General features: G+C 70.9%; 10 protein-coding genes and 1 tRNA gene. 8 read left to right on the top strand and 3 right to left on the bottom strand.

Features of this window, described 5'->3' with window-relative positions; all coding sequences use genetic code 11:
- The first annotated feature begins 143 nt into the window (after window positions 1-143).
- Window positions 144-1,001, top strand: a complete 858-nt coding sequence (locus AB0761_RS24450; RefSeq protein ID WP_377271288.1) for an HAD family hydrolase — start codon at window positions 144-146, stop codon at window positions 999-1,001.
- Here AB0761_RS24450 and AB0761_RS24445 read toward each other — a convergent pair.
- Complete coding sequence (locus AB0761_RS24445) at window positions 971-1,933, bottom strand: GNAT family N-acetyltransferase (protein ID WP_377271286.1); 963 nt, start codon at window positions 1,931-1,933, stop codon at window positions 971-973. The two genes, AB0761_RS24450 and AB0761_RS24445, sit on opposite strands and share 31 nt — an antisense overlap.
- 973 nt (window positions 1,934-2,906) lie before the next feature.
- Between AB0761_RS24445 and AB0761_RS24440 the strand changes: the two genes are divergently transcribed.
- The 4 genes from AB0761_RS24440 to AB0761_RS24425 all read left to right on the top strand — a co-directional run bounded on the left by AB0761_RS24440 (window position 2,907) and on the right by AB0761_RS24425 (window position 5,619).
- Window positions 2,907-4,190 (top strand): GlxA family transcriptional regulator, encoded by a 1,284-nt coding sequence (locus AB0761_RS24440; RefSeq protein ID WP_377274300.1) that lies wholly within the window; start codon window positions 2,907-2,909, stop codon window positions 4,188-4,190.
- 5 nt (window positions 4,191-4,195) lie between these two features.
- Complete coding sequence (gene orn, locus AB0761_RS24435) at window positions 4,196-4,798, top strand: oligoribonuclease (RefSeq protein WP_377271285.1); 603 nt, start codon at window positions 4,196-4,198, stop codon at window positions 4,796-4,798.
- Between the two features lie 126 nt (window positions 4,799-4,924).
- Window positions 4,925-5,000, top strand: a tRNA-His gene (locus tag AB0761_RS24430).
- 166 nt (window positions 5,001-5,166) lie between these two features.
- Window positions 5,167-5,619: a DUF4442 domain-containing protein gene (locus AB0761_RS24425; protein WP_377271283.1), complete on the top strand. Its 453-nt coding sequence runs from the start codon at window positions 5,167-5,169 to the stop codon at window positions 5,617-5,619.
- Between the two features lie 55 nt (window positions 5,620-5,674).
- Here AB0761_RS24425 and AB0761_RS24420 read toward each other — a convergent pair whose 3' ends face one another.
- Complete coding sequence (locus tag AB0761_RS24420) at window positions 5,675-6,691, bottom strand: slipin family protein (RefSeq protein WP_377271282.1); 1,017 nt, start codon at window positions 6,689-6,691, stop codon at window positions 5,675-5,677.
- 117 nt (window positions 6,692-6,808) lie between these two features.
- Window positions 6,809-7,861 (bottom strand): LacI family DNA-binding transcriptional regulator, encoded by a 1,053-nt coding sequence (locus AB0761_RS24415; protein ID WP_377271281.1) that lies wholly within the window; start codon window positions 7,859-7,861, stop codon window positions 6,809-6,811.
- A gap of 445 nt (window positions 7,862-8,306) precedes the next feature.
- On the opposite strand from AB0761_RS24415, the gene AB0761_RS24410 reads away from it, so the two are divergent.
- The 3 genes from AB0761_RS24410 (at window position 8,307) to AB0761_RS24400 (ending at window position 11,718) form a co-directional block, all read left to right on the top strand.
- Window positions 8,307-9,647, top strand: a complete 1,341-nt coding sequence (locus tag AB0761_RS24410) for an ABC transporter substrate-binding protein (protein WP_377271280.1) — start codon at window positions 8,307-8,309, stop codon at window positions 9,645-9,647.
- A gap of 131 nt (window positions 9,648-9,778) precedes the next feature.
- The gene (locus tag AB0761_RS24405) at window positions 9,779-10,780 is read left to right on the top strand and encodes a carbohydrate ABC transporter permease (RefSeq protein ID WP_377271278.1); all 1,002 of its coding nucleotides are present in this window, start codon (window positions 9,779-9,781) and stop codon (window positions 10,778-10,780) included.
- 5 nt (window positions 10,781-10,785) lie between these two features.
- Entirely contained in the window at window positions 10,786-11,718 is a 933-nt protein-coding gene (locus AB0761_RS24400; protein ID WP_377271276.1) for a carbohydrate ABC transporter permease, read from the top strand.
- The last annotated feature ends 72 nt before the right edge of the window (window positions 11,719-11,790 follow it).

The raw sequence follows: 11,790 nt of genomic DNA, 5'->3' as shown, positions 1-11,790 counted from the left end.
GGGAATGCGCAGTCGGCGGAGACTGCCCGGCCGCGCACCTCCCGTCCCGGTCGCACCGACGGGATTCCGGCCATTCGGCGGGGCTTCGGTCGCACTGTGGCAATTGCCGGATGCATGTCCCGCCCTCCTGGCACCATTCCCGCATGCCGCTGTTGCTGATGGATCTCGACAACACGCTCCTGCCCCGGGATGCCGCCTTCCGAGCCTGGGCGCGGGACTTCCTTGCCGAGCACGCATTACCGGTCGAGGATCTCGACTGGGTGGCCACACTCGACGGCAGCGGCTATGTGCCGCGTGCCACCGTCCTCGGCGCGATGCGTCGGCGCTACGGTCTGGACGCCTCCCTGGACGTCCTCCTGGCGCACTACCGTCGGGGGATCAACGCCCACATCCACTGCCCCGCCTCCCATGTCGCCGCTCTGCGCGCCGCCAGGGGCGCCGGCTGGACCCTCGGCATCGTCAGCAACGGAGGCACGCTGCCCCAGTTGGACAAGATCCGCCGAACCGGCCTCGCCGCGCTGGTCGACGCCTGGGTGATATCCGAGGAGGCCCGCTTCGCCAAGCCGGATCCGCAGATCTTCCAGATCGCGGCACACCGCTGCGGTGTACCCACCACAGGCGACTGGGCGGCCGACGCCTGGATGGTCGGCGACCACGCGCCCGCCGATATCGCCGGCGCCCGGGTCAGCGGCCTGCACAGCGTCTGGCTGCACCACGGTCGCCCCTGGCCGGAGCTCGGCTACCACCCCACGCTCAGCGCATCCGGCCTGCCCGAGGCGGTCGCCATGGTGCTGGGCGCCAGGTCCACAGCAGCGGCTGTACGGCCGGTGGCACCCACCCGTACCCGGTTCGCCACGCCGCTCGCACAACCGCCCCTCGTGCCGCCGTCCCTTGCGCCGCCGTCCCTTGCACCACCGTCCCTTGCACCACCACCGCACACGGCGCCCCCGGTCCGCGGCCGTGCGCCGCTCTACCGCCCGGCGCCGGTCGGCGCCGCCTGAGAGCGCCACCAGCGGGAGAGCGCCCTCTCGGTGAAGCCCAGCCGCCGATAGAGCGGTTCACCCTGAAGCGTGGCGGTCAGAACGGCCGGCCGGCCCGGGTGGGCGGCGATGACCGTTTCGAGCAGAGCCCGGGCCAGCCCTCGGAAGCGGTGCTCCGGCAGAGTCGTCACCCAGTACAGGCCCACCGAGACGCCGTCGTCATAGCTCACACAGGCCCCAGCCGCCGCCCCGTCGCGCCGCACCTCCCAGAAGCGCAGACCCGGCTGGTCCAGCAGGGCGGGCGGCAGCAGCGCGGCACGCCGCCACGGCAGTCGCCCCGGCAGCGGAAACCCCTCCACCACGGTCCGTTCCACTATGGCCAGTCCGTCAGCGTCCAGCGCCTCACGCACGGCGATCGCCTCTCGGGACTCGCCGGGGTCCCGGGACTCGCCGGGGTCCCGGAACCCCCGGAACCCCCGGAACCCCCGGAACCCCCGGGACTCCCGGAACCCCCGGGACTCGTAAGACTTCCCAGCCACTGCCCCGGCTGCGGAAGCGGCAGCCACGCAAGCAGCGGCCGCAGAAGCAGCGGCCGCAGAAGCAGGGGGAGCCGGACAGGACACCGTCCGGTCCGGCTCACGCACCATCACCGCCTGCGGCAGCGCGGCCTCGAACCCGTACGGGGCCAGGTCCAGTCGGCCGTAGGCGTCCTCGACGCAGAGTGGTCCGTTACCCCACTCCCGGTGGAGCGCGGCCAGCTCCGCTGCCAGTGCGGCGGCGTCCGGATAGGGACGGGTCACCACCACCCGGTGGGAGTCGGGACCGTTCCCGGCACACCGCACGGCGACCCAGCTCGCGGCGGAGCGGGTCTGCAGGCCGAGGGCCCGGGCCTGGGCTCGCCAGTACCCGGCGGCGTTGTCATGGGCGGCTTCCTGCACGGTGAGGGACTCCACCCCGCCGACTCTAACGACGCATCACCTCACCCCTCACCCCGCGCCCCGTGCTCCACCCCCGCAACCCCCGCCGCCCGGTCACCGGATGCGCGCCGCCCGCATGGCCGGAGACCGCCGGCGTCCCGCTTCCCCCCTCCCGCGTCGCCTGCCGAGAGCCCGTCCCACCCGCCCCGGAGCCCTCGCAGGGCCCAGCCCGGGACGCCATGCGAGTGGGCTGATGCACACCCGCCGACCCGCGCCCGCGCGGGCGCGCCATCGAACTACCGACATCGACCGCCCGCAACGCTGATTTTCAGTCAACTTCACGGCAACTGAAGGGGATTGGACCGATAGGCTGTACAGACCACGAGGTACCTGGAATGCGCCCCCTTACGAGCCCCGTGCGCCGTGCGACAACAAGCCACCCACCCCCACGCCCCCTTCCCAGCGGGGTCGACGGGTGCCACGCTTCGTGATCGAATGCATCACGCCAAATTGCCATGTCGACATAGCGTCGGATGGTGAATTTGTCACAACGGCCACGCCGGACCCAGTAGATTCGATCTTGGCTAGCGTCGGGGGAGCGAAGCAGCACTGAAGCAGGACAGGGACGGACAGCCATGACACCGCAGACCCGGGAAGCAGGACAGGGCGCAGGCAAGCGCTCTCCCTCCGTCCTGCGTTCCCGCGGCCGACGGCGTCCGCGAGCCGAACGACGTAGGGGGGCTTGAGCGCCTTGAGCAGGGTGAGCAGGAGCGGCGCAGTGCAGGACGGTGCCGGTGCCCCGTCCCGCCCCGCGGGCGGCGACCCCAGAGTCGCCGGCGCGCCCGCACATCCGGGCTCGCCCCCCATGGCGACCGCGCCGGGCGCGGCCTCACCCGTGGGCCCTGCCGCTCCCGCCGCCGGGCCCGGCGCACCCTCTCCGGCCGGCGGCCTCACGGCGCCCGCCTCCGGCTCCTTCCGCAAGCTCTCCGGCCGACGCCGCCGGGAGACCGTGGCAGTGCTGATCTTCGGCGGCGCACCGATCTTCGAGTCCTCGATCCCGCTGTCCGTCTTCGGGGTGGACCGTCAGGACGCCGGGGTCCCCCGCTACCGCCTGCTGGTCTGCGCCGGCGAGGAGGGCCCGCTGGCCACCACCGGCGGCCTGACCCTCACAGCGCCGTACGGACTGGACGCTCTCGGCAGGGCCGGCACCATCGTCGTCCCGGCCTGGCGCTCGATCTCCCAGGCCCCGCCGGTGGAGGCGATCGCCGCCCTGCGCAAGGCCCACCAGGAGGGCGCCCGGATCATCGGCCTGTGCACCGGGGCCTTCGTCCTGGCCGCGGCGGGCCTGCTGGACGGGCGTCCGGCCACCACCCACTGGATGTACGCGCCGACCCTGGCCAAGCGCTATCCGCGGGTGCATGTGGACCCCCGCGAGCTCTTCGTCGACGACGGCGACGTCCTCACCTCGGCCGGCACGGCCGCCGGGATAGACCTCTGCCTGCATGTGGTGCGCACCGACCACGGCGCGGAGGCGGCCAATGCGCTGGCCCGCCGCCTGGTGGTGCCTGCGCGCAGGCCCGGCGGCCAGGCCCAGTACATCGACAGGTCTTTACCTGAGGAGATCGGCAACGACCCGCTCGCCGAGGTCGTGACCTGGGCCCTGGAGAACCTCAACCAGCAGTTCGACGTGGAGGCTCTGGCTGCCCGCGCCTATATGAGCCGGCGCACCTTCGACCGGCGCTTCAGGTCGCTGACCGGCAGTGCCCCGCTGCAGTGGCTGATCACCCAGCGGGTGCTGCAGGCGCAGCGGCTGCTGGAGACCTCCGACCTGTCGGTGGACGAAGTGGCCCGCCGCTGCGGTTTCCGTTCGCCGGTGGCGCTGCGCGGGCACTTCCGCCGGCAGCTGGGAGTCTCTCCGGCGGTGTACCGGACCAACTTCCGGTCCCGGCGGCCGCAGTCGCCGGCCGCCGTGCCGTCGCAGGCACAGTCGGCGGAACGCCTACCGGGCGGACTCCCGGGTCCCCACCCGGGCGGCGCCGGTACCGGCGGGGCTCCGGTCCAGCAGGGGTTCCCCCCGGAGCGGGGCGGCAGGTCGGCGCCACCGTCCGCGCTGCCGGACCACTCGGCCACCGACGACGGCCGCCCGCAGCAGGGCGCCCGCGGGCGCGGCCACCGGGCGGAGCGCGCCGAGGCACCTGACGGCCAGGCGCCCCAGCCGGGCGGCGACATCCAGGCCGCAGAAGCCCGCCGGGGCCGCACGGTGCCCGGTCCACGCGGTCGCGCCGTAGGGTGAGACATGTGAACGACCGGATGGTATGGATCGACTGTGAGATGACGGGCCTCGACCTCGGCCAGGACGCCCTGGTCGAGGTGGCTGCGCTGGTTACGGATTCCGAGCTCAACATCCTCGGCGAGGGTGTGGACATCGTGATCCGCCCGCCCGCGGAGGCCCTGGTGAACATGCCCGAGGTGGTGCGTCAGATGCACACCGCCTCGGGTCTGCTCGAGGAGCTGGACGCCGGGGTGACGCTCGCCGAGGCCGAGGCGATGGTGCTCGCCTATGTGCGGGAGCATGTCCCGGATGCCGGGAAGGCCCCGTTGTGCGGGAACTCCGTGGCCACCGACCGGGGCTTCCTCTCCCGCGACATGCCGGCGCTGGAGGCGCACCTCCACTACCGGATCGTGGATGTCTCCTCCATCAAGGAACTGGCCCGCCGCTGGTACCCGCGCGCCTACTACAACAGCCCGGAGAAGAACGGCAACCACCGGGCACTGGCCGACATCCGGGACTCCATCGTCGAGCTCCGCTACTACCGCGAAGCCGTGTTCGTGCAGCAGCCCGGCCCCGACAGCGACACGGCGCGGGCCATAGCCGCCCGAATCGCGGCACCGCCGTCCTGACCTGGCGCCCTCGCCATGACGCGGTTCCCCGCGACACCGGGTGGGCGTGCGGAAACCCTGGCGCGAGCACCCCTTTGGATCCTGTAGAGTTATCCGCGTCGGAGCGCGAGTCGCACCGAACAGATGGTGGGCGTAGCTCAGCTGGTAGAGCGCCGGGTTGTGGTCCCGGAGGTCGCGGGTTCGAGCCCCGTCGCTCACCCCACCAAGAGGGTCCCGGTCTGCGAGAGCAGACCGGGACCCTCTTTTTGCGTATCCGGAGCCAGGCCGGACGAATCCGGCGAGGGTCGCACCGATATGAGCACCCATCACCTCAGCTCGGGTCCAATGCCCACTCCCGCAACTACCTACCCGCTGGTAACATCCGGCGCATGACCGGAACGACGCCGTCGATCGGCGAACTGCTGGCGGCCACTGTGCCCATGGCCCGCACCCTGAAGCTGGAGTACCTGGAGACCTCCCCCGAGCGGGCCGTGCTCCGGCTGCCGGACCAGCCCGACTTCCACAACCACGTCGGCGGCCCGCACGCGGGAGCCATGTTCACCCTGGCCGAGTCCGCCAGCGGCTGCATCGTCCTCGCCGCCTTCAGCGACCAGCTGTCGCGGGCCGTGCCGCTCGCGGTGAGCGCGGAGATCGCCTACCGCAAGCTCGCCATGGGCCCGGTCACCGCCACGGCGGTGCTGGACCGCCCGGCGGCGGACGTGGCCGCCGAGCTGGACCGCGGCGAGCGGCCGGAGTTCAAGGTCGCGGTGCAGATCACCCGTGAGGACGGCGCCGTCACCGGCGAGATGACCATCGTCTGGACGCTGCGCCCCAACTCCTGAACAAGCCGGCCCCGGGGCGCCCCGCCCCCGAGGACCTCGGTCCGGTGCAAGCCGGCTACTGACGGCCGTCGGCGCCCCGGGGCTCCTCGGGGACTGCCGACGCCCCGGTCCCGGGCCCGGCTCCGTCCGCCGCGGCCGCCTCCGCGGACGCCTCGATCCCGGCCCCGCGCCCCGCGCCGTCCACCGCGGACGCCTCGATCCCGGCCAGGGGCTGCTCGGCCGCCGCCACCTCCTCGGGCACCGGCCCGCGGACGGCGGTGGCCCCCGCAGGGGCACCGACCCGGGCGGCGACGCCACCGAGGACATCGGCCGCGTCCGCCGGGGTCGCCCGCTCCAGGAAGCGCAGCAGCTCCACCGGGAAGGGCAGCACCAGCGTGGAGTTCTTCTCCGCCGCGACCTCCACCACGGTCTGCAGCAGCCGCAGCTGAAGCGCCGCGGGAGTCTGCGCCATGATCTGGGCGGCGTCCGACAACCGCTGCGACGCCTGGTACTCGCCGTCCGCGGTGATGATCCGCGCACGGCGCTCCCGGTCCGCCTCCGCCTGCCGGGCCATCGAGCGCTTCATCGACTCCGGCAGCGCCACATCCTTGATCTCCACCCGGTCGATGTGGACACCCCAGGCCAGCGCCGGGCTGTCGATCATCAGCGCCAGGCCCTGGTTGAGCGCCTCCCGGTTGGAGAGCAGGTCGTCCAGCTCGCTCTTGCCGATGATCGAGCGCAGGGAGGTCTGCGCCACCTGGAGCATGGCGAACATGTAGTCCTGCACATTGACCGTGGCCCGCACCGGATCGACGACCTGGAAGTAGATCACCGCGTCGACCCTGACGGTCACATTGTCCCGGGTGATGCCTTCCTGAGCCGGCACCGGCATCGTCACGATCTGCATATTGACCTTGCGCAGCCGGTCCGCGACCGGAACCAGCAATCGCAGGCCCGGGTCGCGGACCACCTTGTGCACCCGGCCGAAGCGGAAGACCACACCGCGCTCGAACTGCTGGACCACCCTGACGCCGGTGGCCAGCCAGACCGCTCCGGCACCGAGCACCCCGATGAGCACATCCACGGCCAGCATCTCGGGCCTCCGTCTCCGCCGGGTGCACCCCGGCCGAACACCACCGCTCACCCCCCACGCTACGCGCCGCCCCCCGGCGGCGGAACGGTGCGGACGGCAGCCGCGGCGGCCCTCGGCTCAGGCCGAGGAGCGCACCACCAGCTCGGTGGCCAGCACCACCTGGCGACGCGCCCGGCCCTCCTCGGAGATCTCGTCCATCAGCAGCCGCGCCATGGTGCGTCCCATCTCCTCGATCGGCTGCCTGACGCTGGTCAGCGGCGGGTCGGTGTGCCGGGCGATGATGGAGTCGTCGAAGCCGATCACCGCCACGTCGTCCGGCACCCGCCGCCCGGCTTCCCGGAGCACCTGCATGGCGCCGGCCGCCATCAGGTCGGAGGCGCAGAAGACCGCGTCCAGGTCCGGCCGGCGCTCCAGCAGCCCGCGCATGGCCTCCCGGCCGCCGCTCTCGGTGAAGTCGCCACGGCCCACCAGCGCCTCGTCGGAGCCGAGGTCGGCCTCCTCCAGCGCCCGCCGGTATCCGGACAGCCGGGCCCGGGCGGGCTCCATATCCAGCGGGCCGGTGATGGTGGCGACCCGCTCGCAGCCGCGCCGCAGCAGATGCCGTACCGCCATCCGGGCGCCACCCGCGTTGTCCGCGTCCACATAGGACAGCGGTTCCACATCGGAACGCCTGCCGACCAGCACGGACGGCATGTCGATCCGCTCCAGCAGGGTGGGCAGCGGGTCGTCCTCGTGGACCGAGACCATCAGCACACCGTCGACGCGGTGGGCGGCCAGATAGGTGGCCAGCCGCTCCCGCTCCTTCTTCGTCCGGACCAGGATCAGCAGCAGCTGCATCTCGGTGTCGGCGAGCTCGGCGGAGACCCCGCGGATGATGTCGTTGAAGAACGGTTCGGAAAAGAGACGCGTTTCGGTCTCCGGGACCACCAGAGCGATGGAGTCCGTTCGAGAAGTGACGAGAGTGCGGGCTGCCCGGTTGGGGACGTAGCCAAGCTCGGCGATCGCCTGCTCCACAGCCGCGCGCGCTTTGTCGCTCACCCGGGGCGACCCGTTGATCACACGCGAGACGGTGCCCCGGCCCACACCTGCAAGAGCGGCCACAGCCTCCAGCGTCGGGCGGCCTCCTCCTCTCGCCGCAGGGCCCGCAGGACGCTGTGCGGCTTGACTCATTGGTTCACCTCTCGGGCTATGTCGGACGCGGGCTGCGCCTCATTGTGGCCGGTTCGCGGCCGGATGTCGCCGTCCCCCCTTGCGGTCGCTGCCCTGAGCTCCGCATTGCCGCTGGTTGGAGGGGCATGCCGACCCGGTTCAGGTCGGGTCGGCCAGACCACATCCGGACACGGCCGCGTGACTTGCAGGACACACTCGCGCAACGGAACCGACTTCAACTCTTGACACCCACCCCCCTGAGGCAGGAGTCTTCACGACATGCCTCGTGGGAGCGCTCCCACATTATCGGTGACACGGTAGCGGTCAAACGCCCACGAGGACAGCGTCGTACAGCACCCATCTTCTGCAGCACCCGCCAACGCCACCTTGAGATTTCGATCCGCACGGCCCCACCCAGGAGTCGTTGTGGCGCACCCCGGACCCACCCTGGATATAGGAGAGTGGAATGCGCACCACCAGCAGCCTTCGCGGCCGTAGAACAAAGCTCGCCGCGGTCGCCGGGCTTGCGACCTGTGCAGTCCTGGCCACCGGCTGCGGCAGCAGCGGCAGCAGCACCAACAGCGGCTCCAAGGACAGCAGCGCCGGCGGCCAGATCACGCTTCACGTCGGGACCTTCGGTCAGTTCGGTTACAAGGAGGCCGGGCTCTACAAGGCGTACGAGGCCGCCCACCCGAACATCAAGATCGTCGAGGACACCAACACCGACGCCCAGAAGTACTGGGACGCGCTCAAGACCCACATGGCGGCCGGCAGCGGTGTCGACGACATCCAGGCCATCGAGGTCGGCTACATCGCCGAGGCCACCAGCAAGATGGCCGACAAGTTCGTGGACCTGAGCAAGGCCTCCGGCGTCGACTCCTCGGCGTGGGTGGACTACAAGTGGAAGCAGGCCACCACCACCGGCGGCCAGACCATCGGCCTGGGCACCGACATCGGCCCGATGGCGATCTGCTACCGCAAGGACCTCTTCGCCAAGGCCGGCTTGCCGACCGACCGGGACGCGGTCGGCAAGCTGTGGGCCGGCAGCTGGGAGAAGTACCTCGAGGTCGGCAAGCAGTTCCAGGCGAAGGCGCCGGCCGGCACCAAGTTCGTGGACTCCTCCGGCGGCATCTTCAACGCGGTGGTCTCCAGCCAGGCCGAGCAGTACACCGACGCCTCGGGCGCGCTGGTCTACGACAAGAGCGCCGGCGTGAAGAAGGCCTGGGACCTGTCGGTCCAGGCCATCCAGGACGGGCTGAGCACCGGTCTGCAGCAGTTCGACCAGGGCGGCACCTGGGCGGCCGGCTTCAAGAACGGCAAGTTCGCCACCATCTCCTGCCCCAGCTGGATGACCGGCACCATCCAGACCAACGCCGGTGACACCGGCAAGGGCAAGTGGGACATCGCCGCCGCCCCCGTCTCCGCCAACTGGGGCGGTTCCTTCCTCGGCGTTCCGAAGGTCGGCCAGCACCAGGAGGAGGCCATCAAGCTCGCCTCCTGGCTGACCGCTCCCGAGCAGCAGGCCAAGATCTTCGCCCAGTTCGGCAACATCCCCTCCACCAAGGCGGGCCTGGACTCCACCGAGGTCCAGAACGCCAAGCTGGCGTACTTCAACGACGCCCCCACGGGCAAGATCTACTCGGACATCGCCAAGTCGATCACCCCGGCCCCGATCGGCCCGTGGGACGGTCAGGTGAAGGACATCATCACCAAGAACGGCCTGCTGGACATCGAGCAGCACCACACCGACCCGGCCAAGGCCTGGTCGAACGTGGTGAAGGCGATCAAGGACAAGACCGACAACTAGCCGACCGGCGGGGCCCATCGGGCCCCGCCGCACTGCTCACGGTGTGATCCGGTCGTCCGGCCGGCCATGATCCGGCCGGGCGACCCGTCCGCCAGACACACCGCCAGACCCATTCGGGAAGGACGCCACTCGTGGCCACCTCCGTGAGGACGACGGCCGGCGGCGGTCCGCCGCAGACCCAGTCCACCCCTCATCGCCCCGCCCCGCCCTCCAAGCGGCAATGGCGCAGCCGGCTCCACCGCCTGGACATCAAGGCGACGCCGTACGCGTATATCGCCCCGTTCTTCATCTGCTTCGCGGCCTTCGGCCTGTTCCCGTTGATCTACACCGGCTGGATCTCCCTGCACCACCTGGAGCTGGGGCAGAGCGGCACCGGTGAGTGGCGCGGCTTCGACAACTACACCCGGCTCTGGGACAGCGACCAGTTCTGGAACGCGCTGCGGAACACCTTCACCATGGGTGTGATCTCCACCGTCCCGCAGCTGCTGATAGCACTGGGCCTGGCGCATCTGCTCAACTACCAGCTGCGCGGCCGCACCTTCTTCCGAGTGGCCATCCTCGCGCCCTACGCCACCTCGATCGCCGCCGCCTCGCTGGTCTTTGTGCAGCTCTTCGGCTACGACGCCGGGTTCATCAATGAGCTCCTGGGCTGGTTCGGCATCGGCAAGGTCGACTGGCAGGCGGACAAGTGGCCTGCCCAGATCGCCATCTCCACGATCGTCACCTGGCGGTGGACCGGCTACAACGCACTGATCTACCTGGCCGCGATGCAGGCCGTCCCCGGTGACCTCTACGAGGCCGCGGCCCTGGACGGCGCCTCCCGCTGGCGGCAGTTCATCAATGTCACCATCCCGTCGATCCGCCCGACGATCCTCTTCACCATCGTGGTCTCCACCATCGGCGCCACCCAGCTCTTCGGCGAGCCGATGCTGTTCGGCGGCGGAGTCGGCGTGACCGGCGGCTCGGCCCACCAGTACCAGACGCTGAGTCTCTACATGTACGAACTCGGCTGGCCCAACAGCCAGCTGGGCAGGGCGGCCGCCGTCGCCTGGGTGATGCTGCTCCTGCTGCTGCTCGTCGGAGCGGTCCAGGCGGTCATCGCGCGCGCCAACCGCAAGAAGCTGGGGGCCTGAACGCCATGACTCTCTCCTCCACCTCTCCGCGGACCGTCCAGCAGACCCCCGCCCGCGGCACCGTCCGCCCCGACCGGCGCCGGCCGCGCGGCAGGCGTTTCGGCAAGGGCGCAGGCCAGACGCACCAGGCCGGCCTGTTCACCTACATCGTGCTGATCGTCGCGGCGCTGATCTCGCTCTTCCCGCTGTACTGGACGGTGGTCGCGGCCTCCCACACCGACACCGAGATCGTCCAGCCGCCCACGCCGCTGCTGCCCGGCAGCCAGCTCTTCCACAACCTCAATGTGGCGTGGAACGAAGTCCACATGGGCGACGCGCTGGTCAACTCGGCCATCGTGGCGACGTTCATCACCGTCAGCACGGTGCTCTTCGCCACCCTGGCCGGCTTCGCCTTCGCCAAGCTGCGGTTCCGGGGACGCAATGCGCTGCTGTCCCTGGTGGTCGCCACCATGACCATCCCGCCGCAGCTCAGTGTGATCCCGCTGTTCCAGATGATGGCCAAGCTGGGCTGGGGCGACAAGCTCCAGGCAGTGATCCTGCCGTCGCTGGTGGCCGCGTTCGGTGTCTTCTTCATGCGGCAGTTCCTGGTCGAGGCACTGCCGCTGGAGCTGATCGAGGCGGCCCGGGTGGACGGTGCGCACAGCCTGCGGATCGTCTGGCATGTGGTCTTCCCGGTGGCCAGACCCGCGATGGCGGTGCTGGGCATGCTGGTCTTCGTCCAGGCCTGGAACGACTTCTTCTGGCCGTTCATCGCACTCCAGCAGGACAATCCCACCGTGCAGGTCGCGCTGGCGGGCCTGGGCGCCGGCAACCACACCACCGACCACGCCGTCATCATCACCGGAGCCCTGGTCGCCACCCTGCCCCTGCTGGTGGTCTTCGCCGTGCTCGGCAAGCACATCGTGGGAGGCATCACGGCCGGCGCAGTCAAGAGCTGACCGCGGCGCTCCGCCTCGGATCGTCCCGTACGGCCGCTGCTCCGGCCCGCGGCCGTACGGGACCACACGCCC

The organism is Peterkaempfera podocarpi (assembly GCF_042466665.1).
Taxonomy (GTDB): domain Bacteria; phylum Actinomycetota; class Actinomycetes; order Streptomycetales; family Streptomycetaceae; genus Peterkaempfera; species Peterkaempfera podocarpi.
This window is presented reverse-complemented; position numbering and strand designations above follow the sequence as displayed.

Bases quoted from the DNA above. Each gene is read 5' to 3' on its own strand.
- AB0761_RS24450 (WP_377271288.1), top strand. From the start codon at position 144: ATGCCGCTGTTGCTGATGGATCTCGACAACACGCTCCTGCCCCGGGAT.
- AB0761_RS24425 (WP_377271283.1), top strand. From the start codon at position 5,167: ATGACCGGAACGACGCCGTCGATCGGCGAACTGCTGGCGGCCACTGTG.
- AB0761_RS24420 (WP_377271282.1), bottom strand. From the start codon at position 6,691: ATGCTGGCCGTGGATGTGCTCATCGGGGTGCTCGGTGCCGGAGCGGTC.
- AB0761_RS24415 (WP_377271281.1), bottom strand. From the start codon at position 7,861: ATGAGTCAAGCCGCACAGCGTCCTGCGGGCCCTGCGGCGAGAGGAGGA.
- AB0761_RS24410 (WP_377271280.1), top strand. From the start codon at position 8,307: ATGCGCACCACCAGCAGCCTTCGCGGCCGTAGAACAAAGCTCGCCGCG.
- AB0761_RS24400 (WP_377271276.1), top strand. From the start codon at position 10,786: ATGACTCTCTCCTCCACCTCTCCGCGGACCGTCCAGCAGACCCCCGCC.